This is a genomic window from Pseudomonas tremae, assembly GCF_001401155.1.
GTDB classification, from domain to species: domain Bacteria; phylum Pseudomonadota; class Gammaproteobacteria; order Pseudomonadales; family Pseudomonadaceae; genus Aquipseudomonas; species Aquipseudomonas tremae.
Genome location: NZ_LJRO01000313.1, coordinates 15,268 through 41,412 on the forward strand (window position 1 = coordinate 15,268; position 26,145 = coordinate 41,412).

Below are 26,145 nucleotides of genomic sequence, written 5' to 3' on the forward strand. Positions count from 1 at the left end.
GCGATCGCCCTTTCAGGTTTTATTTACGGGAGGTCTTCTTGACTAAGCCAGCCATACTCGCCCTTGCTGATGGCAGCATTTTTCGCGGCGAAGCCATTGGAGCCGACGGTCAGACCGTTGGTGAGGTGGTGTTCAACACCGCAATGACAGGCTATCAGGAAATTCTTACCGATCCTTCCTACGCCCAGCAGATCGTTACCCTGACTTACCCTCATATCGGCAACACCGGTACTACACCTGAAGACGCAGAGTCTGATCGTGTGTGGTCAGCCGGCCTGGTCATTCGTGACCTGCCGCTTGTAGCCAGCAACTGGCGTAACAAGATGTCTCTCGGTGATTACCTGAAAGCCAACAACGTCGTTGCCATCGCTGGCATCGACACGCGTCGCCTGACCCGCATCCTGCGTGAGAAAGGCGCCCAGAACGGCTGCATCATGGCAGGCGATAACATTTCGGAAGAGGCAGCCATTGCTGCCGCTCGCGGCTTCCCTGGCCTCAAGGGCATGGATCTGGCGAAGGAAGTCAGCACCAAGGACACTTATGAGTGGCGCCACAGTGTCTGGAATCTGAAGACCGACAGCCACCCTGAGATCGCTGCTTCCGAGCTGCCTTACCACGTTGTCGCCTACGACTATGGCATCAAGGTCAACATCCTGCGCATGCTCGTAGAGCGCGGTTGCCGTGTGACAGTGGTCCCGGCGCAAACGCCTGCCAGCGAAGTGCTTGCCTACAAGCCGGACGGCGTTTTCCTGTCCAACGGCCCGGGTGATCCCGAGCCTTGCGACTACGCTATAAAGGCCATCAGAGAAGTGCTGCAAACCGAATTGCCGGTATTCGGCATCTGCCTCGGTCACCAGTTGCTGGCGCTGGCTGCTGGCGCCAAGACCGTGAAAATGGGTCACGGCCACCACGGTGCAAACCACCCGGTTCAGGATCTGGACACCGGCGTTGTGATGATCACCAGCCAGAACCACGGTTTTGCGGTTGATGAAGCGACGCTGCCGGGCAACGTTCGCGCTATCCACAAGTCGCTGTTCGACGGCACCCTGCAGGGTATCGAGCTGACCGACAAGAGCGCGTTCAGCTTCCAGGGTCACCCCGAAGCGAGCCCTGGCCCGAACGATGTAGCGCCGCTGTTTGATCGCTTTATCGAAGCCATGGCCAAGCGCCGCTGACCGGTTGCCTTGAGACTGTAATACGCAGGTGCCCAGGGCGGCCCCGGACCCAATGTCCGGTTGCTGCCGCCCCGGCCACCTCAGATAAATGTTCAAGACGGCTTGCCGACTGAACCTGCGGATTTGAGTGACCAACCATGCCAAAACGTACAGACATAAAAAGCATCCTGATTCTTGGTGCCGGCCCCATCGTGATCGGCCAGGCCTGTGAGTTCGACTACTCTGGCGCCCAGGCCTGCAAGGCACTGCGCGAAGAGGGCTACCGCGTCATCCTGGTGAACTCCAACCCCGCCACCATCATGACTGACCCGGCGATGGCCGACGCGACCTATATCGAACCGATCAAGTGGCAGACCGTTGCCAAGATCATCGAAAAAGAGCGCCCGGACGCACTGCTGCCGACCATGGGTGGCCAGACCGCGCTGAACTGCGCGCTGGACCTGGAGCGCGAAGGCGTCCTGGAGAAGTTCGGCGTCGAGATGATCGGCGCCAATGCCGACACCATCGACAAGGCTGAAGACCGCTCGCGTTTCGACAAGGCCATGAAGTCCATCGGCCTGGCGTGCCCACGTTCCGGCATCGCGCACAGCATGGAAGAAGCCAACGCGGTTCTTGAAAAACTCGGCTTCCCTTGCATCATCCGTCCTTCATTCACGATGGGTGGCACGGGCGGCGGTATCGCTTACAACCGCGAAGAGTTCGAAGAAATCTGCGCCCGCGGTCTGGACCTGTCGCCGACCAAGGAACTGCTGATCGATGAATCTCTGATCGGCTGGAAAGAGTACGAAATGGAAGTTGTCCGCGACAAAAAGGACAACTGCATCATCGTCTGCTCCATTGAAAACTTCGATCCGATGGGCGTGCACACCGGCGACTCGATCACCGTTGCGCCCGCACAGACCCTGACCGACAAGGAATACCAGATCCTGCGTAACGCCTCGCTGGCGGTACTGCGTGAGATCGGCGTTGAAACCGGCGGTTCCAACGTACAGTTCGGCATCTGCCCGGACACCGGTCGCATGGTCGTGATCGAAATGAACCCGCGTGTTTCGCGCTCTTCGGCGCTGGCCTCCAAGGCCACCGGTTTTCCGATTGCCCGGGTCGCTGCCAAGCTGGCTGTCGGTTACACCCTCGACGAACTGTCGAACGAAATCACTGGCGGCAAGACACCGGCGTCTTTCGAGCCGTCCATCGATTACGTGGTCACCAAGCTGCCGCGCTTTGCGTTCGAGAAGTTCGCCAACGCAGATGCCCGCCTGACCACTCAGATGAAGTCGGTCGGTGAAGTCATGGCCATCGGCCGCACCTTCCAGGAGTCCTTGCAAAAAGCCCTGCGCGGTCTGGAAGTGGGCGTTTGTGGTCTTGACCCGAAGCTGGACCTGAGCCATCCGGAAAGCATGAGCACGCTCAAGCGTGAGCTGACTGTGCCGGGTGCCGAGCGCATCTGGTATGTCGCCGATGCATTCCGTGCGGGCATGTCGGTCGAAGACATCTTCGCCATGAACATGATTGACCCCTGGTTCCTGGTTCAGATCGAGGATCTGGTCAAGGACGAGGAAAAGGTCAAGACCCTGGGTCTGTCGGCTATCGATCGCGACCTGATGTTCCGCCTCAAGCGCAAGGGCTTCTCCGATGCGCGTCTGGCCAAGCTGCTGGGCGTCACCGAGAAGAATCTGCGTACGCATCGCCACAAACTCGAAGTGTTCCCGGTCTACAAGCGTGTCGATACCTGCGCAGCCGAGTTCGCCACCGATACAGCGTACCTGTACTCCACGTACGAAGAAGAATGCGAAGCCAACCCTTCGACTCGCGACAAGATCATGATCCTTGGTGGTGGCCCGAACCGCATCGGCCAGGGTATCGAGTTCGATTACTGCTGCGTCCATGCCGCTTTGGCGCTGCGTGAAGACGGGTACGAGACCATCATGGTCAACTGCAACCCGGAAACCGTTTCCACTGACTACGACACTTCCGACCGTCTGTACTTCGAGCCAGTCACTCTGGAAGACGTGCTGGAAATCGTGCGCGTCGAGAAGCCGAAAGGCGTCATCGTCCAGTACGGTGGCCAGACGCCATTGAAACTGGCTCGCGCTTTGGAAGCTGCTGGCGTGCCGATTATCGGTACCAGCCCTGATGCCATCGACCGTGCCGAAGACCGCGAGCGGTTCCAGCACATGGTCGAGCGTCTGAACCTGCGTCAGCCGCCAAACGCTACCGTGCGCAGTGAAGATGAAGCTATTCGGGCTGCGGCCAAGATCGGTTACCCGCTGGTGGTGCGTCCGTCCTACGTGTTGGGCGGTCGGGCGATGGAAATCGTTTACCAGGAAGACGAGCTCAAGCGTTACCTGCGTGAGGCGGTTCAGGTCTCCAACGACAGCCCTGTGTTGCTCGACCACTTCCTGAACTGTGCAATCGAGATGGACGTCGATGCGGTCTGCGACGGCACCGATGTGGTGATCGGCGCGATCATGCAGCACATCGAACAGGCGGGCGTTCACTCCGGTGACTCCGCATGCTCGCTGCCGCCATACTCGCTGCCTGCTCATATCCAGGACGAGATGCGCGAGCAGGTCAAGAAGATGGCTCTGGAATTAGGCGTCGTCGGACTGATGAACGTACAGCTGGCCCTTCAAGGCGAAGATATCTACGTCATTGAAGTGAACCCGCGTGCATCGCGCACCGTGCCGTTCGTGTCCAAGTGCATCGGTGTTTCCCTGGCCATGATCGCCGCTCGCGTGATGGCAGGTAAAACCCTGAAAGAGCTGAACTTCACCAAGGAAATCATTCCGAATTTCTACAGTGTGAAAGAGGCCGTGTTCCCGTTTGCCAAGTTCCCTGGCGTTGACCCGATCCTCGGCCCGGAAATGAAGTCGACCGGCGAAGTGATGGGCGTAGGCGATACCTTCGGTGAAGCGTTCGCCAAAGCCCAGATGGGCGCCAGCGAAGTGTTGCCAACGGGTGGCACTGCGTTCATCAGCGTGCGGGACGATGACAAGCCTCTGGTTGAAGCGGTCGCTCGTGACCTCATCAATCTGGGCTTCGAGATCGTCGCAACGGCGGGGACTGCCAAGCTGATCGAGGCGGCAGGCCTGAAAGTGCGTCGCGTCAACAAGGTCACCGAAGGCCGTCCACACGTGGTCGACATGATCAAGAATGACGAAGTCACGCTGATCATCAACACCACCGAGGGGCGTCAGTCGATCGCAGATTCCTACTCCATCCGTCGCAACGCCTTGCAGCATAAAATCTACTGCACCACTACCATTGCAGCGGGCGAAGCGATCTGTGAAGCGCTCAAGTTCGGTCCCGAGAAGACCGTGCGTCGCTTGCAGGATCTCCATGCAGGATTGAAGGCATGATCAAATACCCAATGACTGTTCAGGGCGCTCGCGCCCTGGAAGAAGAACTGACTCACCTGACCAAGGTGATTCGTCCAAAGTTGAGCCAGGACATCGGTACTGCGCGTGAGCTGGGCGACCTTAAGGAAAACGCCGAATACCATGCTGCTCGTGAGCAGCAGGGTATGGTCGAGGCACGTATTCGTGATATCGAAGGCCGCATGCAGAACGCTGTGGTGATCGATGTCACGACTATCCCGCATACCGGCAAGGTTATTTTCGGCACGACAGTCGAAATCGCCAACGTCGAAACGGATGAAAGCGTGGTCTACCAGATCGTGGGTGAGGACGAGGCGGATATCAAGAAGGGCAAGATTTCAGTGGGTTCGCCCATCGCCCGTGCCTTGATTGCCAAGGAAGAGGGTGATGTCGTTGTCGTAAAAACGCCGAGTGGCGTCATCGAGTACGAAATCATCGAAGTGCGTCATATCTGATGCCTGTCGCCCGCTGTGGCGGGCGCAGTCAGTGGTAAAAAAGAGTCAGGGCGCGCTTTTGGCGGCCCTGACTTCTGTTTTTATCCGTGTTCGCGGTGGACGTTGGACAGCAGCTTGTTTACCTTTGGGTTCTTGCGGTAGATCAGCGCCATCTTGCCGATGACCTGTACAAGGTCGGCCGAGCCCGCCTTGCACAGTTCTGCTACGGCTCCCAGACGGCTTTCGCGGTCGAGGATATTGAGCTTGATCTTGATCAGCTCGTGATCGCTCAAAGCGCGCTCAAGTTCTGCAAGCACACCTTCAGTCAAACCATTGTCTGCCACGATCAATACCGGTTTCAGATGGTGGCCAATGGATTTGTATTGTTTCTTCTGCTCTGGAGTGAGCGGCATAATCTGACCTCTGCGTCTGATCTTTTAAAAGCGGCGGCCAGTTTACCCGAGCGAGTCCGGGACCGCCCAGTTAATCACGACTCGTTTATTTTTGAGGTGCCCTGTGGCCCGTTCCAAGACAAGCCATAACTGGCTCAAAGAACACTTCGACGACAAGTACGTCAAAATGGCTCAAAAGGACGGCTACCGTTCGCGTGCCAGCTACAAGCTTTTAGAGATTCAGGAAAAGGACAAGATCATTCGTCCTGGCATGACCGTTATCGACCTCGGTGCCGCGCCTGGAGGCTGGTCGCAGGTGACCAGTCGTCTGATCGGCGGTCAAGGTCGTCTGATTGCTTCCGACATACTCGAGATGGACAGCATCCCGGATGTGACCTTCATTCAGGGGGATTTTACCGAGGATGCCATTCTGGAACAGATTCTGGAGGCTGTCGGTAATACACAGGTAGACCTTGTGATTTCCGATATGGCCCCCAATATGAGTGGATTGAGCGCTGTCGACATGCCGCGTGCAATGTTTCTCTGTGAATTGGCGCTCGATCTTGCCGGTCGGGTACTGCGTCCCGGTGGCGATTTTCTGATCAAGGTCTTCCAGGGTGAAGGCTTCGATGTCTACCACAAGGATATTCGCAAGCTGTTCGACAAGGTGCAGATGCGCAAGCCTTCGTCGTCCCGCGACAGGTCACGCGAACAATATCTGCTGGCTCGTGGCTTTCGTGGAATCGATGGTGCAGCCAGCATCGAGCGTTTTTGACGAAGCGCGATAGCTTTTTTCAAATGGCGTAATCGATGCAGCATGACTGAACATCGTGTTGTCAAAGTTTCACAAAGGGTTACAGACGGTGTCTGCCGTATCTGTAGGTTCTGTAGTAAGTTAGGCCGGTGAATATCATGCGAGGCACGCTTGCTGCGTGGAGCTTGCTTCAGAGGGTAGCTAATTGAACGATATGGCAAAGAATTTGATCCTGTGGTTGATCATCGCGGCTGTCCTGGTGACGGTGATGAACAACTTCTCCAGCCCGAACGAGCCGCAGAACCTCAACTATTCCGAGTTCATCCAGCAGGTCAAGGATGGCAAGGTCGAGAAGGTTTCTGTAGACGGCTACGTCATCACGGGCAAACGCAGTGACGGTGATACCTTCAAGACCATCCGCCCGAACATCCCGGACAACGGTCTGATTGGCGATCTGGTCAGTAATAATGTCGTGATCGAAGGCAAGCAGCCCGAGCAGCAAAGCATCTGGACCCAGTTGCTGGTAGCCAGCTTCCCGATACTGGTCATCATCGCGGTGTTCATGTTCTTCATGCGCCAGATGCAGGGCGGGGCGGGTGGCAAAGGCGGCCCGATGAGCTTTGGCAAGAGCAAGGCGCGTCTGCTGTCCGAAGATCAGGTCAAGACGACCCTGGCTGACGTTGCAGGTTGTGACGAAGCCAAGGAAGAAGTTGGCGAGCTGGTCGAGTTTCTTCGCGATCCGGGCAAGTTCCAGCGTCTCGGCGGCCGAATCCCTCGCGGTGTGCTGATGGTCGGTCCTCCGGGTACCGGCAAGACGCTGATCGCCAAGGCTATTGCCGGTGAAGCGAAAGTGCCTTTCTTCACCATTTCCGGTTCCGACTTCGTCGAAATGTTCGTGGGTGTCGGTGCAAGCCGCGTTCGCGACATGTTCGAGCAAGCCAAGAAGCACGCTCCGTGCATCATCTTCATCGACGAAATCGATGCGGTCGGCCGTCATCGTGGCGCTGGCATGGGTGGCGGTCACGACGAGCGCGAACAGACTCTCAACCAATTGCTGGTGGAGATGGACGGCTTCGAGATGAACGACGGCATCATCGTTATCGCAGCGACCAACCGTCCTGACGTGCTGGACCCTGCGTTGCTGCGTCCAGGCCGTTTCGACCGTCAGGTTGTGGTCGGGCTGCCGGATATTCGCGGTCGTGAACAGATTCTCAAGGTTCACATGCGCAAAGTGCCTATGGGTGAAGACGTCAATCCAGGCGTTATCGCTCGCGGTACTCCGGGTTTCTCAGGTGCCGATCTGGCCAACCTGGTCAACGAAGCGTCGTTGTTCGCTGCGCGCTCCGGCAAGCGTGTCGTCGAGATGAAAGAGTTCGAACTGGCCAAAGACAAAATCATGATGGGCGCCGAGCGCAAATCGATGGTCATGTCCGACAAAGAGAAGCGCAACACGGCTTACCACGAGGCGGGTCACGCCATCGTAGGACGTCTGGTGCCTGAGCATGATCCGGTCTACAAGGTTTCGATCATCCCGCGCGGTCGAGCGCTGGGTGTGACCATGTTTCTGCCTGAAGAAGATCGTTACAGCCTGTCCAAGCGCGCGCTGATCAGCCAGATCTGCTCGCTGTACGGCGGCCGTATCGCAGAGGAAATGACACTGGGCTTTGACGGCGTCACGACGGGCGCCTCTAACGACATCATGCGTGCCAGCCAGATTGCCCGGAATATGGTCACCAAGTGGGGCCTTTCCGAAAAGCTCGGCCCGCTGATGTATTCCGAAGATGAAGATGCAGGTTATCTGGGGCGTGGCGGCAGTCAGAACTCCAGCGTTTCCGGTGATACCGCCAAGCTGATCGATTCGGAAGTACGAAGCATCATCGACCACTGCTACGGTACTGCGAAGCAGTTGCTTACCGACAATCGCGACAAGCTCGAAGCGATGGCCGATGCGTTGATGAAGTATGAAACCATCGATGCCGATCAGATCGACGACATCATGACTGGTCGTACACCGCGCGAGCCGCGTGACTGGGGCGGTGGCTCGGGTACCAATGGTACGCCGATCACACCGGACCCACGCCCTGAGACTCCGATCGGCGGTCCGGCTGCCGAGCATTAAGGTCTGACATGACATCTGCGCTGTACCCGACCCGGTTGCCTTGCGGCAACCGGGTTCTTGATTTGGCTCATACGCACGTGATGGGCATTCTCAACGCAACTCCAGACTCCTTCTCCGATGGCGGCCGTTATGGCACGCTGGATGCTGCGCTGCGGCATGCGCAAGCAATGGTCCTGGCAGGTGCCACTCTGATCGACGTCGGGGGAGAGTCCACGCGCCCTGGTGCACGACCGGTATCTCCCGCCGAGGAGGTAGAGCGCGTGGCGCCTGTTGTCGAGATCATCGCGCGTGAGCTTGACGTGATTATCTCGGTCGATACATCCACGCCTCAGGTCATGCTGGAGGCGGCGCGTCTGGGCGCAGGCCTTATCAACGACGTACGCTCCCTGCAGCGTCCAGGCGCGCTTGAGGCTGCTGCAAGCACGGGTTTGCCGGTCTGCCTGATGCATATGCTGGGCGAGCCCGGCACCATGCAGGACGATCCGCATTATCAGGACCTGGTGGGTGAGGTCAGTGCGTTCCTGCTCGAGCGCATGAATCATTGCGTTGCTGCAGGTATTCATCGGCATCAGATCATTCTTGATCCGGGTTTTGGTTTTGCCAAGACGCTTGAACACAACCTCAGCCTGTTCAGGCAGATGGAGGCGCTGCACGTTCTGGGTCAGCCTTTGTTGGTCGGTGTATCGCGCAAGAGTATGATTGGCGCCGTATTGGGGCGTCCGGTAGACCAGCGTCTGTCGGGAGGGCTGGCCCTCGCTGCTTTGGCTGTGACCAAAGGAGCAAAAATTCTACGTGTGCACGATGTCGCCGAAACGGCTGACGTGGTGCGCATGATCGCAGCTGTCGAAGCAGCTGAATAACAACAGTGGGGCATCCATGAGTACCAGAAAATATTTCGGAACCGACGGCATTCGTGGTCGGGTAGGGCAGTTCCCGATCACACCCGAGTTCATGCTCAAGCTGGGCTGGGCTGCAGGCATGGCTTTCCGCAAAATGGGCACCTGCCGGATTCTGGTTGGCAAAGACACGCGTATTTCCGGTTACATGTTCGAGTCCGCGCTTGAGGCCGGACTTTCTGCGGCAGGTGCCGACGTGCTGCTGCTGGGGCCGATGCCGACACCTGCCATCGCCTACCTGACACGCACTTTTCACGCCGAAGCGGGCATTGTCATCAGCGCATCGCACAACCCGCATTACGACAACGGCATCAAGTTTTTCTCCGGGCAGGGCACCAAACTGCCGGATGAAATCGAAATGATGATCGAAGAGTTGCTTGATGCGCCGATGACCGTGGCCGAGTCCGAAAACCTCGGCAAGGTCTCGCGGATCAACGACGCCGCAGGGCGGTACATCGAGTTCTGCAAGAGCAGCGTGCCGACCAGCACCGATTTCGCCGGTCTCAAGATTGTGATCGATTGCGCGCATGGCGCTACCTACAAGGTTGCCCCGAACGTTTTTCGTGAGCTGGGTGCTCAGGTCGTGGTGCTTTCTGCGCAGCCTGACGGGCTCAATATCAACAAGGATTGCGGTTCTACCCACATGGAGGCGCTGCAGGCTGCAGTGGTTGCGGAGCATGCCGACATGGGCATCGGCTTCGATGGTGACGGCGATCGCGTGCTGATGGTCGATCATACCGGGACCATCGTCGATGGCGATGAACTGCTCTACATCATTGCTCGTGACCTGCATGAACGTGGCCGCTTGCAGGGTGGTGTCGTCGGTACGCTGATGAGCAACCTGGGGCTTGAGCTGGCCCTTGCCGAGCAGAATATTCCGTTCGTGCGCGCGAACGTCGGTGACCGTTACGTCATCGCCGAGCTTCTCGAGCGCAACTGGCAGATCGGCGGAGAAAACTCCGGCCACATCGTCTGTTTCCAGCATGCCACGACCGGCGATGCGATTATCGCCTCGTTACAAGTGATACTGGCGCTGCGTCGCAGTGGCATCAGCCTGGCCGAGGCGCGACTCAAGTTGCGTAAATGCCCGCAGATCCTGATCAACGTGCGGTTCGAGGGCTCAAGTGTCGACCCGGTTACTCATCCGTCTGTGCAGGAGGCCTGTGCGCGCGTTACAGAGCAGATGGCGGGGCGTGGCAGGGTCTTGTTGCGCAAGTCGGGCACCGAGCCGCTTGTGCGTGTAATGGTCGAAGGTGAGGACGAGGCGCAGGTCAGGGCGTACGCCGAAGAGCTTGCAAAACTGGTTGCTGAAGTTTGCGCCTGATTTCGGCTTGCCAGTGTCGGAAGTGTTGGGTAACATCTGCGCCCACTTTGACCCACGAGGTGTAGCATGCGTCGCCCAATGGTAGCTGGTAACTGGAAAATGCACGGTACCCGCGCCAGCGTCGCTGAGCTGATCGAGGGGCTGGGCACGCAGGTGTTGCCAGGCAACGTTGATATTGCCGTAATGCCTGCGAGTCTGTTCATTCATCAAGTGGTCGAGGGGCTGCAGAAGACCTCCATCATCGTTGGTGCGCAAGATGCAGCCATCAAGGCCGAGCAGGGCGCATTGACGGGTGAAGTTGCTTCGAGCCAGCTGGCTGATTCCGGTTGCAGACTGGTACTCGTCGGGCACTCCGAGCGTCGTCAGTTGATTGGCGAACAGGATGATGTGCTCAACAAGAAGTTTGCAGCCATTCAGGCAAGCGGTCTGACCCCTGTGCTTTGCATAGGTGAGACGCTGGAAGAGCGCGAGGCAGGTCGGACGCTTGAAGTTGTCGGGCGTCAGCTTGACAGCGTAATTGCCGAGTTTGGCATCAAGGCGCTGATCAATTCAGTCATCGCCTACGAGCCGGTCTGGGCCATTGGCACCGGATTGACCGCTTCGCCTCAACAGGCGCAGGACGTGCACGCTTCAATTCGTGCGCAACTGGCAAAAGAGAATGCCGAAGTCGCACAAGGTGTGCGGCTTCTCTATGGCGGCAGCGTGAAGGCGGCCAATGCGGTCGAGCTTTTCAGTATGCCGGATATCGATGGGGGGCTCATTGGTGGCGCCTCCCTGAATGCAGATGAGTTCGGTGCGATCTGTCGCGCCGCGGGAAACTGAAAAAATGCTGGAAACAGTCGTAATTGTTTTTCACCTGTTGGGCGCTCTGGGCGTTGTTGCTCTCGTATTGCTGCAGCAGGGTAAAGGTGCGGACGCCGGTGCGTCTTTCGGAGCCGGTGCATCAAATACCGTCTTCGGTGGGCAAGGAACTGCTACCTTTCTCAGTAAGTTTACTGCTATACTTGCGGCATGTTTTTTCATAACCAGCTTGGGGTTAGGTTACTTTGCTAAAGAGAAAGCTCATCAGCTGACTCAAGCAGGTTTGCCAGACCCGGCAGTACTGGAAGTGAAGCAAAAGCCGGCGGCAGATGATGTTCCGGTGCTCGAAGCGCAAAAGCCAGCAGTTGTTCCTGCTGACGTACCTCCAGCTTCCGAGCAAAAGTAAAAAAGAATTCGGCGATGTTTTTGCGAGATCGCCAAAGAGTTGTAATGCCGAGGTGGTGGAATTGGTAGACACGCAACCTTGAGGTGGTTGTGCCCAATGGGTGTAGGGGTTCGAGTCCCCTTCTCGGTACCAATTAACAAGGAAGCCCGCATTAGCGGGCTTTCTTGTAGGTGGATGTTGGATTGACCCAGCAATGGATCGGTCGTATACTTCCGCCCCAGCTTTGTCGCGGGGTGGAGCAGTTTGGTAGCTCGTCGGGCTCATAACCCGAAGGTCGTTGGTTCAAATCCAGCCCCCGCAACCAGTTTTAGCGGAGCCCCTTTTAAGGGGCTTTTTGTTAGCTGGACAGTACATGACGTCGATGTTCAGCGGCGTTTTCAGGGATGGGCTTTTGCCCATTTTTTTATTTTTAAAGCATGCACGAGGGGGTTCAGGTGTCGAGCAAGCTGGAACAGTTGCAGGACTTGTTGGCCCCGGTGGTCGTGGCCCTTGGCTATCAATGCTGGGGGATCGATTTCAGTTCCCAGGGCAAGCATTCGGTGCTGCGCATTTATATCGACAAGGAAGGTGGTGTTCTGGTGGACGACTGCGCAATCGTCAGTCGCCAGATCAGCGGTGTGTTGGACGTAGAAGATCCAATCAGCACCGAATACACCCTCGAAGTGTCTTCTCCTGGCATGGAGCGCCCGCTGTTCACTATTGAGCAGTTTGCTTCGTACGCCGGGGAACAAGTGAAAATAAAGCTGCGCTCGCCTTTCGAAGGTCGGCGCAACTTTCAAGGCCTTCTCCGCGGGGTGGAGGAGCAGGATGTCGTGGTGCAGGTTGAAGACCATGAATTCCTGTTGCCGATCGACTTGATCGACAAGGCCAACATTATTCCCACGTTTGACTGAGACGTGCCGGTTATTGCGGATCCCGCGGATCCAATGGCTTGCGAAAGGCGAGGCGTACGATGAGCAAAGAAGTACTGCTGGTTGTTGAGTCGGTGTCCAATGAAAAGGGCGTTCCGGCAAGTGTGATTTTTGAAGCGCTGGAGCTGGCTCTGGCCACCGCTACCAAAAAACGTTTTGAAGATGAAGTTGAGCTCCGTGTAGAGATCAACCGCCAAACGGGTAACTACGAGACTTTCCGTCGCTGGACAGTTGTCGAGGACGAAGACCTGGACGATCCGGCTTACGAGCTGGCCGTTGATCAGGCCCAGGCTAAAAGGCCGGGTGCCGTTGCTGGCGAGCTGATCGAAGAAAAGATTGATTCCATCGAATTCGGTCGTATCGCGGCGCAGACTGCCAAGCAAGTCATTGTGCAGAAAGTTCGTGAGGCCGAGCGTGCGCAGGTAGTAGATGCCTACCGCGAGCGTCTGGGTGAAATCATTTCTGGTACTGTTAAGAAGGTCACGCGTGACAATGTCATCGTTGATCTTGGTAACAATGCCGAAGCATTGCTGGCGCGTGAAGACATCATCTCCCGGGAGACTTTCCGGGTCGGTGTTCGCGTCCGTGCTCTGCTCAAGGAAATTCGCACTGAAAACCGTGGCCCTCAGCTGATCCTGTCGCGTACTGCGCCAGAGATGCTGATCGAGCTTTTCCGCATTGAAGTACCGGAAATTGCCGAAGGTCTCATCGAGGTGATGGCTGCCTCCCGTGACCCGGGTTCGCGTGCAAAAATCGCTGTTCGCTCCAAGGATAAACGAATCGATCCGCAAGGCGCCTGTATCGGCATGCGCGGTTCGCGAGTTCAGGCTGTCTCCGGCGAGCTGGGTGGCGAACGTGTGGATATCGTGCTTTGGGACGATAACCCTGCGCAGTTCGTGATCAATGCAATGTCCCCTGCAGAAGTAGCAGCAATCATCGTAGATGAAGATGCGCATGCAATGGACATCGCAGTGGGGGCGGACAACCTGGCCCAGGCTATTGGTCGTGGCGGTCAGAACGTGCGTCTGGCCAGTCAGTTGACCGGCTGGACCCTGAACGTAATGACCGAATCGGACATCCAGGCCAAGCAGCAAGCTGAAACCGGTGACATCCTGCGCAATTTCATCGAAGAGCTCGAAGTCGATGAAGAACTGGCACAGGTTCTGGTTGATGAAGGCTTTACCAGCCTGGAAGAGATTGCCTACGTACCGTTGGAAGAAATGCTCAACATCGACGGCTTTGACGAAGACATCGTCAACGAGCTTCGCGCTCGTGCCAAGGATCGTTTGTTGACTAAAGCCATCGCTACAGAGGAAAAGCTGGCAGACGCCCATCCGGCCGAAGACCTGCTCTCGCTTGAGGGTATGGACAAGGATTTGGCGATGGAACTGGCGGTGCGCGGCGTAATTACCCGCGAAGACCTGGCCGAGCAGTCTATAGACGATCTGCTCGACATCGACGGCATTGACGATGATCGTGCCGGCAAGTTGATCATGGCCGCCCGAGCCCATTGGTTCGAGTAAGTAGGCGCGGCCTGAGGAGAGAAGTGCATGACGCAAGTCACGGTGAAAGAACTGGCCAAAGTGGTCGACACACCGGTAGAGCGCCTGTTACAGCAGATGCGTGAGGCAGGTCTGCCACACACCGCCGCCGAGCAAGTTGTGACCGATAACGAAAAACAGGCTTTATTGACGCACTTGAAAAGTGGTCACAAGGCCAAGGTGGAAGAGCCTCGCAAGATTACCTTGCAGCGCAAGACCACCAGCACCCTGCGCGTTGCTGGCAGCAAGAGCATCAGCGTTGAAGTGCGCAAGAAAAAAGTATTCGTGCAGCGTAGCCCGGAAGAGATCGAAGCCGAGCGCAAGCGCGAGATAGACGAACGCCGTGCGGTAGAAAATGCCGCTCGTCAAAAGGCTGAAGAAGAAGCCAAGCGCCGCGCTGAAGAAGATGCGCGTAGCCAGCCTGCTGGTGCCCAGACTACCGAACAGGCTGCTTCGGCACCTGCTCAGCCTGTCGCTGCTGCCGAGCCGGTGCGTGAAGCACCGGTGGCCGCTGCTCCGGCACCTGCCAATGCCGCACCTTCAGCCGACGCTCGCAAGCGTGACGAACAGCGTCGCCCTGACAAGCCTCGTGCTGATGACCGCAATGCCCGTGGCGGCGACGGCGAGCGTAAAAACGCGCCGCATCGCGCTTCGGTAAAAGAGAAGGCTCCCGCCCCTCGCGTTGCTCCTCGTACCACCGACGAAGAAAGCGACAGCTTCCGTCGTGGTGGTCGCGGCAAAGGCAAGCTGAAGAAGCGTAACGCGCACGGTTTCCAGAGCCCTACCGGCCCTGTTATTCGTGACGTTGCCATTGGCGAGACCATCACTGTCGGCGAGTTGTCGGCACAGATGTCGGTCAAGGCTGCTGAAGTCATCAAGTTCATGTTCAAGATGGGCACCCCGGTGACCATCAACCAGGTACTGGATCAGGAAACTGCCCAGTTGATCGCCGAAGAGCTGGGCCACAAGGTCACGCTGGTCAGCGACAACGCCCTGGAAGATTCCCTGGCTGAATCGCTGAAGTTCGAAGGCGAGTCGTTCTCTCGTGCGCCGGTTGTGACCGTAATGGGCCACGTCGACCACGGCAAGACCTCGCTGCTCGACTACATCCGTCGCGCCAAGGTAGCTGCTGGCGAAGCCGGTGGTATCACTCAGCATATCGGTGCCTACCACGTTGAAACCGAACGCGGCATGGTTACTTTCCTCGACACCCCTGGTCACGCCGCGTTTACCGCCATGCGTGCTCGTGGTGCCAAGGCTACCGACATCGTCATCCTGGTGGTTGCTGCCGATGACGGCGTGATGCCGCAGACCATCGAAGCCGTCCAGCATGCTGTTGCTGCTGGTGTGCCGCTGGTCGTTGCTGTGAACAAGATCGACAAGCCGGGTGCCGACCTCGATCGCATCCGCAGCGAGTTGTCAGTCCATGGCGTGACCTCCGAAGAGTGGGGCGGTGATACGCCTTTCGTTTCGGTCTCCGCGAAAATGGGTACTGGTGTCGACGAACTGCTGGAAGCTGTTCTGCTTCAAGCTGAAGTTCTGGAACTCAAGGCGACTCCTTCGGCTCCTGGCCGTGGTGTTGTTGTCGAGTCCCGTCTTGACAAGGGCCGTGGCCCGGTCGCTACTGTTCTGGTTCAGGACGGTACTCTGCGTCAGGGCGACATGGTTCTGGTCGGTTCGAACTTTGGTCGCATTCGCGCCATGCTTGATGAGAACGGCAAGCCGGTCAAAGAAGCAGGTCCTTCGATTCCGGTCGAAATCCTGGGTCTTGACGGTACTCCGGATGCTGGCGACGAGATGTCGGTACTGGCTGACGAGAAGAAAGCCCGTGAAGTCGCGTTGTTCCGTCAAGGCAAGTTCCGCGAGGTCAAACTGGCTCGCGCTCATGCCGGCAAGCTGGAAAACATCTTCGAGAACATGGGCCAGGCAGAGAAGAAGACGCTTAATATCGTCCTCAAATCTGACGTACGTGGTTCCCTCGAAGCGTTGAACGGCGCCTTGAACGGCTTGGGTAACGACGAAGTGCAAGTGCGCGTGGTCGGTGGCGGTGTCGGTGGTATCACCGAGAGCGACGCCAACCTGGCACTGGCCTCCAACGCTGTACTGTTCGGCTTCAACGTGCGTGCCGATGCTGGCGCCCGCAAGATCGTCGAGCAGGAAGGTCTGGATATGCGTTACTACAACGTGATCTACGACATCATCGAAGACGTCAAGAAAGCCCTTACCGGTATGCTTGGCAGCGACGTTCGGGAGAACATCCTGGGCATCGCCGAAGTCCGCGATGTGTTCCGTTCGCCGAAATTCGGCGCGATCGCAGGCTGTATGGTTCTCGAAGGCACTGTCTACCGTAACCGTCCGATCCGTGTACTGCGTGAAGACATCGTTATCTTCGAAGGCGAGCTGGAATCCCTGCGCCGCTTCAAGGACGACGCTGCCGAAGTACGTGCCGGCATGGAATGCGGTATCGGCGTCAAGAGCTACAACGACGTCAAGGTCGGTGACAAGATCGAAGTCTTCGAGAAGGTCCAAGTGGCTCGCAGCCTCTAAATCGCGAGCCTCGGGAGCCACGTTGGAAGCGTCGCATGCAAATGCCCTGTTTCCTGCGTGGGCTCTAAACGCAACGCCCGGTCTGACAATTGTCAGACCGGGCGTTTGCCGCTTTCAGACGGTCAGGGTTTGGTCCCGGATCAGTAACAGGTAACAAACATGGCAAAAGAATACAGCCGTACCCAACGTATCGGTGATCAGATGCAGCGCGAACTGGCGCAGCTGATTCGTCGCGAAATCAAGGACCCACGTGTGGGTCTGGTCACTATCACCGCCGTAGACGTCAGCCGTGATGTCGGTCATGCAAAGATTTTCATGACTGTCATGGGGCAGGACAATGCCGAAGATATCGCGCAGACCATCAAGGTGCTCAACTCTGCAGCAGGTTTCCTGCGCATGCAGCTGGCCCGTGAAATGAAGTTGCGCAGCGTGCCTCAACTGCATTTCCACTATGACGAAAGCGTCGTACGTGGTGCGCACCTCTCGGCCCTGATCGAGCGCGCAGTGGCAGAAGACGGCCAGCATCAGGAAGGCCCTGCTTCGCCAGACGCAAAACCTGAAAGTACCGGGGAATAAGCGGTGGCTCAGGTCAAGCGTATACGTCGCAATGTCAGCGGGATCATCCTGCTCGACAAGCCGCTGGGCTTCACTTCCAACGCCGCTCTGCAAAAGGTCCGCTGGCTGCTCAATGCCGAGAAAGCCGGGCACACGGGCAGTCTTGATCCTCTGGCAACCGGCGTCCTGCCGTTATGCTTTGGCGAGGCTACCAAGTTCTCTCAGTACTTGCTCGATTCGGACAAGTCCTACGAGACCCTGGCGCAACTCGGTAAGACCACTAACACGGCCGACGCCGAGGGTGAGGTTTTGCTGACCCGTCCGGTGACCGTTGGTCGCGACGATATTGAAGCGGTTCTTCCGCATTTTCGCGGGCAAATCAGCCAGATACCTCCCATGTACTCAGCCCTCAAGCGTGACGGGCAGCCACTTTACAAGCTGGCGCGTGCAGGGGAAGTAGTGGAGCGCGAGCCTCGTTCTGTTACTATTGCGCGCCTGGAATTACTTGATTGCGAAGGCGAGACAGCCCGTTTTTCGGTGGACTGCAGTAAAGGCACCTATATCCGTACGCTGGTCGAGGATATTGGTGAGAAGCTTGGTTGTGGTGCTTACGTCGCAGAGCTGCGCCGTACCCAGGCCGGGCCTTTCTCGCTGGCACAAACAGTTACCCTGGAAGAGCTGGAGCAAGTGCATGCCGACGGCGGCAATGAAGCGGTAGACCGCTTTTTGATGCCTTCGGACAGTGGCTTGCTGGACTGGCCGCTGCTGAAGTTTTCCGAGCACAGTTCGTTTTACTGGCTGCATGGTCAGCCAGTACGCGCCCCGGACGCGCCGCAATTCGGCATGGTACGGGTGCAGGATCACGAAGGTCGCTTCATCGGTATCGGTGAAGTCAGCGAAGACGGGCGCATTGCGCCGCGTCGATTGATTCGGTCAGAGTGACCGAAACCAGTCCATTGGCAGGCTAGCCTGCGAGTGGGGTGGAACGAGGATGGCTGTCAACAGGCACGGTCATATCTCATTTTTTAATACGGGGTTTTGTCCCCGGCCTGTTGGAAACGTTTCTCCGGAAGCGCTTCCCTGAAATAAGGATTGCCCACATGGCACTCAGCGTTGAAGAAAAAGCTCAGATCGTAACCGACTACCAGCAAGCTGTTGGTGATACAGGTTCGCCAGAAGTGCAGGTTGCACTGCTGACCGCCAACATCAACAAACTGCAAGGCCACTTCAAGGCCAACGGTAAGGACCACCACTCGCGTCGTGGCCTGATCCGTATGGTAAACCAGCGTCGCAAGCTGCTGGATTACCTGAAAGGTAAGGACGTTAGCCGTTACAGCGCCCTGATCGGTCGTCTGGGTCTGCGTCGCTAATAACGACGTTGCTAGAGGTTGGTTGTCTGTCATGATCCATCGGGCTTGCCCGGGGGTGATGGCAGGCTCCCAGCCTCAAGTTTTATCTGGGCTGTGGAAGGGGCCGATTCCCCACGCTGCCCAAGAATTCGCAAGAAACCAGTTCCCCAAGAGCCACAAAGAAAGGTAGGAAACCGTGAACCCGGTAATCAAAAAGTTTCAGTTCGGTCAATCGACCGTAACCCTCGAGACAGGCCGTATCGCCCGTCAAGCCTCTGGCGCAGTATTGGTCACCGTTGACGACGACGTCAGCGTACTTGTGACTGTGGTCGGCGCCAAACATGCTGACGCTGGCAAAGGCTTCTTCCCTCTGTCCGTGCACTACCAGGAAAAAACCTACGCTGCCGGCAAGATTCCCGGCGGTTTCTTCAAGCGTGAAGGCCGTCCTTCCGAGAAAGAAACCCTGACCTCGCGTCTGATCGACCGTCCGATCCGTCCGCTGTTTCCAGAAGGCTTCATGAACGAAGTGCAGGTTGTCTGCACCGTCGTCTCCACCAGCAAGAAAATCGATCCGGACATCGCTGCGATGATCGGTACGTCTGCTGCTCTGGCCATCTCCGGTATTCCGTTCGACGGTCCGGTCGGTGCTGCGCGCGTTGCTTTCCACGAAAGCACCGGCTACCTGTTGAACCCGACCTACGAGCAGTTGCAGGCTTCGAGCCTGGACATGGTTGTGGCCGGTACTTCCGAAGCCGTTCTGATGGTTGAATCGGAAGCCAAAGAGCTGACCGAAGACCAGATGCTGGGCGCTGTGCTGTTCGCCCACGACGAGTTCCAGGTGGTCATCAACGCCATCAAGGAACTGGCTGCCGAAGCCGCCAAGCCTACATGGGACTGGCAGCCTAAGCCTGAAGCGACCGCACTGCTGGGCGCTATCCGTGCCGAGTTTGGCGACGCGATCTCCCAGGCTTACACCATCACCGTCAAGGCCGACCGCTATGCGCGTCTGGGCGAGCTGAAAGATCAGGTCGTTGCCAAGCTGGCTGTTGAAGAAGGCAGCCCGTCTGCCAGCGAAGTCAAAGCGGCTTTCGGTGAAATCGAATACCGCACCGTTCGCGAAAACATCGTCAACGGCAAGCCGCGTATCGACGGCCGTGACACCCGCACCGTACGTCCTCTGAACATCGAAGTCGGCGTTCTGCCCAAGACTCACGGTTCGGCACTGTTCACCCGCGGCGAAACTCAGGCGCTGGTTGTTGCCACTTTGGGTACTGCCCGTGACGCACAGTTGCTCGACACCCTTGAAGGCGAGAAAAAAGACCCCTTCATGCTGCACTACAACTTCCCTCCGTTCTCGGTGGGCGAGTGTGGTCGCATGGGCGGTGCTGGCCGTCGCGAGATCGGTCACGGTCGTCTGGCTCGTCGCAGCGTACAGGCCATGCTGCCGGGCGCTGATGTGTTCCCGTACACCATCCGTGTTGTGTCGGAAATCACCGAGTCCAACGGTTCCAGCTCCATGGCTTCGGTCTGCGGTGCATCCCTGGCACTGATGGACGCTGGTGTTCCGATGAAAGCGCCGGTTGCCGGTATCGCCATGGGCCTGGTCAAGGAAGGCGAGAAGTTCGCCATTCTGACCGACATCCTGGGTGACGAAGATCACTTGGGCGACATGGACTTCAAGGTAGCCGGTACCTCCAAAGGTGTTACCGCGCTGCAGATGGACATCAAGATCAAGGGCATCACCGAAGAAATCATGGAGATCGCTCTGGGCCAGGCCCTGGAAGCTCGCCTGAATATCCTCGGTCAGATGAACCAGATCATCGGTCAGTCGCGTAACGAGCTGTCGGCCAATGCTCCGACCATGATCGCGATGAAAATCGACACCGACAAGATCCGTGACGTGATCGGCAAGGGTGGCGCAACCATCCGTGCAATCTGTGAAGAGACCAAGGCTTCGATCGACATCGAAGACGACGGCTCGATCAAGATCTTCGGCGAATCCAAGGAAGCGGCTGAGGCTGCACGTCAGCGCGTTCTGGGTATCACCGCAGAAGCAGAGATCGGCAAGATCTACCTCGGCAAGGTTGAGCGCATCGTCGACTTCGGCGCATTCGTCAACATTCTGCCTGGCAAGGACGGTCTGGTTCACATCTCCATGTTGAGCGACGCTCGCGTAGAGAAAGTGACCGACATCCTGAAAGAGGGTGAAGAAGTCGAAGTACTGGTACTGGACGTGGATAACCGCGGCCGTATCAAGCTGTCGATCAAAGACGTAGCCGCAGCGAAAGCGTCGGGCGTCTGATTGATTTAAGCCGCTTGTGAAAAAGGACTCTTCGGAGTCCTTTTTTTATGTGCGCAATTAGGGGGTTACAGCGCCGTCGCGCAAAAAGCCATCTTTGAAACATGCATCTTGCAAGGATTAAAGCTGGTTAACGGGCAATCTGCACGATTACGCAAACTAACTAAAAATATAACTATATGATTTATATGGATTTTTCGTCGAGCTCGTATCTGGCACAGCGCTTGCGATATAACCAGTAACCCTGCAGCCACTCACCTGGCGCAGTTTTTGAGAAAAACAGGAGTTATCGTATGAAGAAGTTTGCTATCGCTGCCGCTACCGCAACTGCCCTGACTCTGACCATGGCTAACGCTGCTTTCGCACAGACCTCGGCTCAAGCGCCAATGGTTCTGGCAGCCAACACCACTACTCAAGAAGTCAAAGAAGATACTTCTGACACCTGGATCACCACCAAAGTCAAAGCCGACCTGCTGACTGAAAAAGGCATTCCTGGTTCGGACATCAAGGTTGAGACCAACAAAGGCGTGGTTTCCCTGTCCTCCATGGTAAAAGTTACTGAAGCCCAGAAAAACACCGCCGTCGCCATCACCAAGAAAATCAAAGGTGTTAAAGACGTATCGGCTGCTGGCCTGAAAGCCGAGTAATCGAATACTGCCTCATGAACACCCGCAGTCATTGATTGATGGAAAGTTCATGCGAGGCAACAAGGATGTTGCCATTACAGGCCCCGACTGAAGAGTTGGGGCCTGTTCTATTGTGGGCAGCCGTTTTACAGACAGGTGCTTGTGGCGATCAGCGACCGCGCCTGCTGTCTATCCGGACCAGACGTCCGCCTTCGAAGTGCAAGTACTGATACATCCCGTTGTCTGGACCGTAGATCCACTCTTCGATTTTGACGGTCTCTGCCCGGCGATAGTCGGCGCTGAATGTTTCCTGGGTGCCGGTAACCTCCTGACTGGCTGGCGCGCCGCACTTCTGCTGAACCTCGAACGTCCTGTCCCCGGTACTGATCAGCTGGTTGCCGCAACGCAAGGTCGATGCGAGGCTCGGCAAGGCGACTGATCCTGCTGCCAGGGTCAGTGACAGGTTGATCAGCATTTTGATTCGCATGTGTGGCAACGGATTTACTCACTGTCCAGGTGGAGCGGGCTGATGACTTTACCATCCGGTTGGGCCTGACCGAGTCGCGCGTCCACAAAGTAGACCCGCGCGTCTTCCAGCTTGCCCTTGTCAACCAGGTAGTCCTTGATGCTGCTGGCCCGGTTCTGGCCCAGCTCACGCAGTAATACTTCGTTACTGCTCCAGAACTTGAGTACGGCTGCACGCATCTGGCCGGCACGCTGGTCCTTGCTCAGGCTGGCCCATTCGGCAGGCGGCTGCTGTTTCAGGCGAGTCCGGTAGATGCCTTCCAGCATCGGTGCTTTCTCAACGTCTGGAACCTCTATAAGGCCAGCTTTGGCCGGAACCTTGTCGCCGCGGCGCTGAAGAATCTTGTAATACGTGTATTGATATTCGCGTTCGAGCCTCTGCTGAGCAATCAACGGACCGTCGCTGCTGGCGGCGCTGGTGCCTTCGATCTCAAGCTTGAGGTCCGGACGTTCCTTGAGGGCGCCAGAGAGCTTGTCCAGGGCCTTTTGCGCTTCTGCCGACAAGTCACTCGAACCTGGCGCGAAGCTGACGCTACCGAGGTCCTCGGAGCTTCCGCCAGCAACCAGTCCGCCGAGCATCTTGAACGGGGCTTGCGCGGCGCGCAGCACGAGGTTGCGCAGGGTTTGCCAGACAATCGGCATCACGCTGAACTGAGGATTGTTGAGGTCCCCTTCGATCGGCAACTCAAGCGAAATTCGACCCTTGGTGTCCTTGAGCAAGGCGACGGCCAGGCGAATAGGCAGATCAAGTGCATCCGGGCTGTCGACCCGTTCGCCCAATTGCAACTGCTCGATCAATACCTTGTTCTGGGCCTTGAGCTGGCCTTTGGTGATCAGGTAGTGCAGGTCGAGGTTCAACCGACCCTTGCGAATCCTGAACCCTGCGAACTTGCCGGAATAGGGCGTCAGGTTGGTCAGTTCGACACGCTTGAAGCTGGTGGTGATATCCAGGCTGGCCATCGGGTCAAACGGGTTGACGCTGCCTTTGATGGTCACTGGTGCATAACGGTCGACCTTGCCTTCGATGTTTACCGGGGCAGGCGTGGCCTTGCGGTTGTCTATGGTGCCTATGCGACCGTTGAGTTGTTGCACGGCGGTCGCGAAGTTAGGTGTCAGGGTCATGTCGGCAAAGTTGGCCGAGCCATCCTTGATGTTCACTTCACCGACATAGATCGCCAGCGGGTTTTCCTTGTTCTTCCTGGGCGGCGACTTGGCTGTTTTCGGTTGCGCTGCAGTCTTGTCGTCCGGTTGCGGGATCAGCAGGTCATCGATATTGGTGGTGCGGTCCTCGTTGATCATGAAGCGCGCGTAAGGCTGGCTCATGTTCACCCTGGCGATCGAAAGCCCGGTGCCGTGCTGGTAATCCAGCCCTTCAAGCTCCAGCTGTTGCCATTTGAGAAAGTCCCGCTGTTTGAGGGTATCGAGCGTATGGAGCTGGTTGACTTGCGCCTTGCCGGTCACGCTGAATGCAAGCGGTTCGGTACTTTTCAGATTGACTGCAAGGTCACTGCCCAGCATACCGCTGCGCAATTCCAGAAGAATGAACGGGCTGATATAGGCCTGAGCCACTCGCAAGTCTATGTCTCGGGTCGTCACGTTCAGACGCGCACTCACCGGGTTGAGATTTACGTCGCCGCTTGCGCTGAGAGTGCCTTGTTTACCCAGCCCGGTGTCGAGCTTGAGGGTAAAGGGTGATTTATTCAGGCTGTCGAAGTTCTGGATATCCACATTAAGCGGGCCGACATCCAGCGCAACAGGTTCCTTGGGCACGCGATCCGCAAGGTGGACCGTGTAGTTGCGCAGCTGTACGTCACGCAACAGCACCTGCCATGGCTTGCTCGGCGTCGACGCTTGAGCGCTGCTGGCTGACGCTGGCTGAGCTGCCTTTTCGTCCACTGCCGGCTTTTGCGGCGGGGCCGGCTTGCCCGGCTGGCTGGCGAACAATTTTTGCCAGTCCAGCTGCCCGTCCGCCTCGCGCGCGGCCCAGGTTTCCAGCTTTTGGCTACGGATCTTGCCTACGTTGACCAGTTGCTTTGCCAGGTCGACCGATGTTTCGCTGACGTCCAGGCGTTGCAGGCGCACCAGAGGTCGCCCGTCAGGCGTGTTCAACGCAAAGGGCGCGACGCTGGCTGACAGGTTGGTCAACTGGAAGCGGGTTTCCTTGGTCAGATCGAGCTTGTAGGCGGTGCTGAAATTGAGCACGCCATCCTCAAGTGCCAGAGGCAAGGCATCACGCACATAGGGCCACCACAGTTTCATCTTTCCATCGGTGACTTTAAGCGTGCCCTCGGACGTGATCGGTATCAGGCTGATACGGCCTACCCAGTCAATCTGTCCGCCATCCGGCCCTGCCGCGACCAGTGTCATATCGGCATTGTCTTCGGGCAGCGTGCTGAGGTTCTTGAGTTCGAAATTGAGTGCGTCGTAGAGAAACTCGATGGGCTGGCCGGGGCGCAGATCCTGAAAGTGAACGTAGCCATCGGCCAGTTTTATTTCGTCGATGCGCAGCGGGAACGGCTTGGCGGGTGGCTCATCCTGCTTAGGTTCGCTGGCTGGCAGTTTGAACAGCTGAGCCAGGTTGAGCTTGCCTTGCTTGTCGAACAACAGCTCGGTCTTTGGTTTGATCAGCTCGACACGTTGCAGATGCAGGGCCCGTGTCCACAGGCTGTCGATTTGCAGATTGGCGTAGAGCTTTTCAAACGCAACCTGCTCCTTGCCCGGCGTACCGATGTTCATGCCCCACAGGGTCAATTCGAGCGTGTAGGGATTGAATTCAAGCCGCTCCAGCCTGGCCGGTACGGTCGAGTAATTGGCCAGTTGCTGATTCGCAACACGCAGAGCAACGCCGGGAAGGATGAAAAACCCCAGCAAGCTGTAGAGCGCAAGCACAGCCAGCACGGAGCCAAGTGTGTATTTCAATCCTCTGGACATGGGCAGCGGCGTCTCTCTCTTTTGGAAGCCCTTGGAGTATGGCATGCCTGTTCGGTTCCCAAGGCACTGCCGTCACGGCTTGTAGGAGTTTTCCGGTATTAAATACGGATCAAAGTTGCAGAATCAGCGTTTTCAACGGGGGCTGATTATCCAGAGAAGGGAAGTCCTCGGCGGGGCGCATTTCCTGACAGTCGCGCACCGGGCGCCCAGCCTTGGTTGCGCAGCGTAATACCTGCTCACGCCAGTCTTGCATGCTGACCTTTGCCAGATTGTTGCAGCAGATCAGCACGCCGTCGTCTGCTGTGGTCAGCAGGGCAGGTTTTAGCAGGCTTTGATAATCGCGCAGCAGGTCAACGGTGCCGAAAGCACTCTTGGCCCAGGCAGGCGGGTCGAGCAGGACCAGATCATATTGGCGCTGTTGCAGCTTTACGTAGCTGGGCAACTGCTGGCTGCGCCGCGCTGCGATGGGCAGCCCGGCCAACTGGCGAATCGCCGGGAAATAATCCGACTGAATGAACTGCATCGTTGGCAGATGGGGGTTCAGCGCACCATTCTCGCGGCCCACCGCGAGGTTGCCTTCGGCGAAATCCAGGTTGCACACCTCGCTGGCGCCACCGGCCGCAGCACTCAGACCTACGCCGCAGGTGTAAGCGAACAGGTTCAGGACACGCTTGCCCGCACTGTGCTGCTTCACCCAGCCACGTGTATTGCGCAGGTCGAGAAACAGCAGCGGGTCCTGGCCGGCATGTCGTCCACGGACCCGGTAATTGAGCCCCCATTCGTGCCCGACATGGTCGGCCAGCGCCGCATCTTCAGCCTTGTAGACCGTGTCTTGACGGTCCACACGCGAGTTGCCTTGCGAGCGATCGTTATAGACCAGCAGGGTTTCCAGCCCCAGGTAAGCATTGACCTGCGCATGCAAGGCGAGCAATGCCTCGCGATCCAGGCGGGTGTGGAAACTCTGCACCAGCAACTGCGGGCCGTAACGGTCGATGGTCAGCCCGCTGGCGCCTTCCTGGCTGCCGTGAAACAGTCGATAGCAATCCGTACCCTGCCTGTGCAGTTCGCCAAGCAATGGTTGGCGATTGTCGAGGGCGACGCCGAGCGCCTGATTCAAGGAAGACATGCTGAGCGCCTCGGGCTGGAATTAGGCGCGGGAGTTTACCAGTTACCGGTCGCCAGA

At 57.4% G+C, this 26,145-nt stretch carries 21 protein-coding genes and 2 tRNA genes; 19 read left to right on the forward strand and 4 right to left on the reverse strand.

Annotation, left to right across the window (positions count from 1 at the left end; genetic code table 11):
- Window positions 1-38 precede the first annotated feature (38 nt).
- From carA to greA, 3 genes are all read left to right on the forward strand, one after another.
- Window positions 39-1,175 carry a glutamine-hydrolyzing carbamoyl-phosphate synthase small subunit gene (carA, locus tag ALO43_RS17770; RefSeq protein ID WP_005888976.1) on the forward strand — a complete coding sequence of 379 codons (1,137 nt, stop codon included), beginning with the start codon at window positions 39-41 and terminating at the stop codon, window positions 1,173-1,175.
- Between the two features lie 137 nt (window positions 1,176-1,312).
- Window positions 1,313-4,534, forward strand: a complete 3,222-nt coding sequence (gene carB, locus ALO43_RS17775) for a carbamoyl-phosphate synthase large subunit (RefSeq protein WP_005888978.1) — start codon at window positions 1,313-1,315, stop codon at window positions 4,532-4,534.
- A complete protein-coding gene (greA, locus tag ALO43_RS17780; protein ID WP_002555134.1) occupies window positions 4,531-5,007 on the forward strand; it encodes a transcription elongation factor GreA in 477 nt (158 codons plus the stop codon). Before carB ends, greA begins: the two co-directional genes overlap by 4 nt.
- 80 nt (window positions 5,008-5,087) lie before the next feature.
- Here the strand turns inward: greA and ALO43_RS17785 are convergent, their stop codons facing one another.
- Entirely contained in the window at window positions 5,088-5,399 is a 312-nt protein-coding gene (locus tag ALO43_RS17785) for a YhbY family RNA-binding protein (protein WP_054997869.1), read from the reverse strand.
- A 103-nt stretch (window positions 5,400-5,502) separates the two neighbouring features.
- Here ALO43_RS17785 and rlmE point away from each other — a divergent pair, with 103 nt between their 5' ends.
- From rlmE to ALO43_RS17865, 16 genes are all read left to right on the forward strand, one after another.
- Window positions 5,503-6,153 carry a 23S rRNA (uridine(2552)-2'-O)-methyltransferase RlmE gene (gene rlmE / locus ALO43_RS17790; protein ID WP_005888982.1) on the forward strand — a complete coding sequence of 217 codons (651 nt, stop codon included), beginning with the start codon at window positions 5,503-5,505 and terminating at the stop codon, window positions 6,151-6,153.
- Between the two features lie 193 nt (window positions 6,154-6,346).
- Window positions 6,347-8,251: an ATP-dependent zinc metalloprotease FtsH gene (ftsH, locus tag ALO43_RS17795; RefSeq protein ID WP_003313633.1), complete on the forward strand. Its 1,905-nt coding sequence runs from the start codon at window positions 6,347-6,349 to the stop codon at window positions 8,249-8,251.
- Between the two features lie 8 nt (window positions 8,252-8,259).
- A complete protein-coding gene (gene folP, locus ALO43_RS17800) occupies window positions 8,260-9,111 on the forward strand; it encodes a dihydropteroate synthase (protein ID WP_024668783.1) in 852 nt (283 codons plus the stop codon).
- Window positions 9,112-9,127: 16 nt separating this feature from the next.
- Window positions 9,128-10,471: a phosphoglucosamine mutase gene (gene glmM / locus ALO43_RS17805; protein WP_005888986.1), complete on the forward strand. Its 1,344-nt coding sequence runs from the start codon at window positions 9,128-9,130 to the stop codon at window positions 10,469-10,471.
- 66 nt (window positions 10,472-10,537) lie between these two features.
- The gene (tpiA, locus tag ALO43_RS17810) at window positions 10,538-11,293 is read left to right on the forward strand and encodes a triose-phosphate isomerase (protein ID WP_005888987.1); all 756 of its coding nucleotides are present in this window, start codon (window positions 10,538-10,540) and stop codon (window positions 11,291-11,293) included.
- Window positions 11,294-11,297: 4 nt separating this feature from the next.
- Window positions 11,298-11,678, forward strand: a complete 381-nt coding sequence (gene secG / locus ALO43_RS17815) for a preprotein translocase subunit SecG (protein ID WP_024668786.1) — start codon at window positions 11,298-11,300, stop codon at window positions 11,676-11,678.
- A gap of 46 nt (window positions 11,679-11,724) precedes the next feature.
- Window positions 11,725-11,810: transfer RNA gene (locus ALO43_RS17820), tRNA-Leu, on the forward strand.
- Window positions 11,811-11,905: 95 nt separating this feature from the next.
- Window positions 11,906-11,982 (forward strand) — tRNA-Met (locus ALO43_RS17825).
- A 130-nt stretch (window positions 11,983-12,112) separates the two neighbouring features.
- Entirely contained in the window at window positions 12,113-12,571 is a 459-nt protein-coding gene (gene rimP / locus ALO43_RS17830; protein ID WP_005888991.1) for a ribosome maturation factor RimP, read from the forward strand.
- Window positions 12,572-12,630: 59 nt separating this feature from the next.
- Window positions 12,631-14,112, forward strand: coding sequence for a transcription termination factor NusA (gene nusA / locus ALO43_RS17835; RefSeq protein WP_005888993.1), 1,482 nt, complete (start codon window positions 12,631-12,633; stop codon window positions 14,110-14,112).
- A gap of 27 nt (window positions 14,113-14,139) precedes the next feature.
- On the forward strand, window positions 14,140-16,677 hold the full coding sequence (gene infB, locus ALO43_RS17840; RefSeq protein WP_054997870.1) for a translation initiation factor IF-2: 2,538 nt from the start codon (window positions 14,140-14,142) through the stop codon (window positions 16,675-16,677).
- 159 nt (window positions 16,678-16,836) lie between these two features.
- Window positions 16,837-17,253: a 30S ribosome-binding factor RbfA gene (gene rbfA / locus ALO43_RS17845; RefSeq protein WP_005888997.1), complete on the forward strand. Its 417-nt coding sequence runs from the start codon at window positions 16,837-16,839 to the stop codon at window positions 17,251-17,253.
- A gap of 3 nt (window positions 17,254-17,256) precedes the next feature.
- On the forward strand, window positions 17,257-18,174 hold the full coding sequence (gene truB, locus ALO43_RS17850) for a tRNA pseudouridine(55) synthase TruB (RefSeq protein ID WP_005888999.1): 918 nt from the start codon (window positions 17,257-17,259) through the stop codon (window positions 18,172-18,174).
- 158 nt (window positions 18,175-18,332) lie between these two features.
- The gene (gene rpsO, locus ALO43_RS17855) at window positions 18,333-18,602 is read left to right on the forward strand and encodes a 30S ribosomal protein S15 (RefSeq protein ID WP_002555121.1); all 270 of its coding nucleotides are present in this window, start codon (window positions 18,333-18,335) and stop codon (window positions 18,600-18,602) included.
- Window positions 18,603-18,777: 175 nt separating this feature from the next.
- Window positions 18,778-20,883, forward strand: coding sequence for a polyribonucleotide nucleotidyltransferase (gene pnp, locus ALO43_RS17860; RefSeq protein ID WP_024668788.1), 2,106 nt, complete (start codon window positions 18,778-18,780; stop codon window positions 20,881-20,883).
- A gap of 290 nt (window positions 20,884-21,173) precedes the next feature.
- The gene (locus tag ALO43_RS17865) at window positions 21,174-21,527 is read left to right on the forward strand and encodes a BON domain-containing protein (protein WP_002555119.1); all 354 of its coding nucleotides are present in this window, start codon (window positions 21,174-21,176) and stop codon (window positions 21,525-21,527) included.
- Window positions 21,528-21,675: 148 nt separating this feature from the next.
- On the opposite strand, the gene ALO43_RS17870 is transcribed toward ALO43_RS17865, so the two are convergent.
- The 3 genes from ALO43_RS17870 to ALO43_RS17880 form a co-directional block, all read right to left on the reverse strand.
- On the reverse strand, window positions 21,676-21,981 hold the full coding sequence (locus ALO43_RS17870; protein ID WP_054997871.1) for a DUF2845 domain-containing protein: 306 nt from the start codon (window positions 21,979-21,981) through the stop codon (window positions 21,676-21,678).
- A gap of 26 nt (window positions 21,982-22,007) precedes the next feature.
- Window positions 22,008-24,962 carry a DUF748 domain-containing protein gene (locus ALO43_RS17875; protein WP_053931509.1) on the reverse strand — a complete coding sequence of 985 codons (2,955 nt, stop codon included), beginning with the start codon at window positions 24,960-24,962 and terminating at the stop codon, window positions 22,008-22,010.
- 109 nt (window positions 24,963-25,071) lie between these two features.
- Entirely contained in the window at window positions 25,072-26,088 is a 1,017-nt protein-coding gene (locus ALO43_RS17880; RefSeq protein WP_053931508.1) for a class I SAM-dependent rRNA methyltransferase, read from the reverse strand.
- Window positions 26,089-26,145 lie beyond the last annotated feature (57 nt).

Bases quoted from the DNA above. Each gene is read 5' to 3' on its own strand.
- carB (WP_005888978.1), top strand. From the start codon at position 1,313: ATGCCAAAACGTACAGACATAAAAAGCATCCTGATTCTTGGTGCCGGC.
- greA (WP_002555134.1), top strand. From the start codon at position 4,531: ATGATCAAATACCCAATGACTGTTCAGGGCGCTCGCGCCCTGGAAGAA.
- ALO43_RS17785 (WP_054997869.1), bottom strand. From the start codon at position 5,399: ATGCCGCTCACTCCAGAGCAGAAGAAACAATACAAATCCATTGGCCAC.
- ftsH (WP_003313633.1), top strand. From the start codon at position 6,347: ATGGCAAAGAATTTGATCCTGTGGTTGATCATCGCGGCTGTCCTGGTG.
- folP (WP_024668783.1), top strand. From the start codon at position 8,260: ATGACATCTGCGCTGTACCCGACCCGGTTGCCTTGCGGCAACCGGGTT.
- glmM (WP_005888986.1), top strand. From the start codon at position 9,128: ATGAGTACCAGAAAATATTTCGGAACCGACGGCATTCGTGGTCGGGTA.
- tpiA (WP_005888987.1), top strand. From the start codon at position 10,538: ATGCGTCGCCCAATGGTAGCTGGTAACTGGAAAATGCACGGTACCCGC.
- secG (WP_024668786.1), top strand. From the start codon at position 11,298: ATGCTGGAAACAGTCGTAATTGTTTTTCACCTGTTGGGCGCTCTGGGC.
- nusA (WP_005888993.1), top strand. From the start codon at position 12,631: ATGAGCAAAGAAGTACTGCTGGTTGTTGAGTCGGTGTCCAATGAAAAG.
- infB (WP_054997870.1), top strand. From the start codon at position 14,140: ATGACGCAAGTCACGGTGAAAGAACTGGCCAAAGTGGTCGACACACCG.
- rbfA (WP_005888997.1), top strand. From the start codon at position 16,837: ATGGCAAAAGAATACAGCCGTACCCAACGTATCGGTGATCAGATGCAG.
- rpsO (WP_002555121.1), top strand. From the start codon at position 18,333: ATGGCACTCAGCGTTGAAGAAAAAGCTCAGATCGTAACCGACTACCAG.
- ALO43_RS17865 (WP_002555119.1), top strand. From the start codon at position 21,174: ATGAAGAAGTTTGCTATCGCTGCCGCTACCGCAACTGCCCTGACTCTG.
- ALO43_RS17870 (WP_054997871.1), bottom strand. From the start codon at position 21,981: ATGCTGATCAACCTGTCACTGACCCTGGCAGCAGGATCAGTCGCCTTG.
- ALO43_RS17875 (WP_053931509.1), bottom strand. From the start codon at position 24,962: ATGTCCAGAGGATTGAAATACACACTTGGCTCCGTGCTGGCTGTGCTT.
- ALO43_RS17880 (WP_053931508.1), bottom strand. From the start codon at position 26,088: ATGTCTTCCTTGAATCAGGCGCTCGGCGTCGCCCTCGACAATCGCCAA.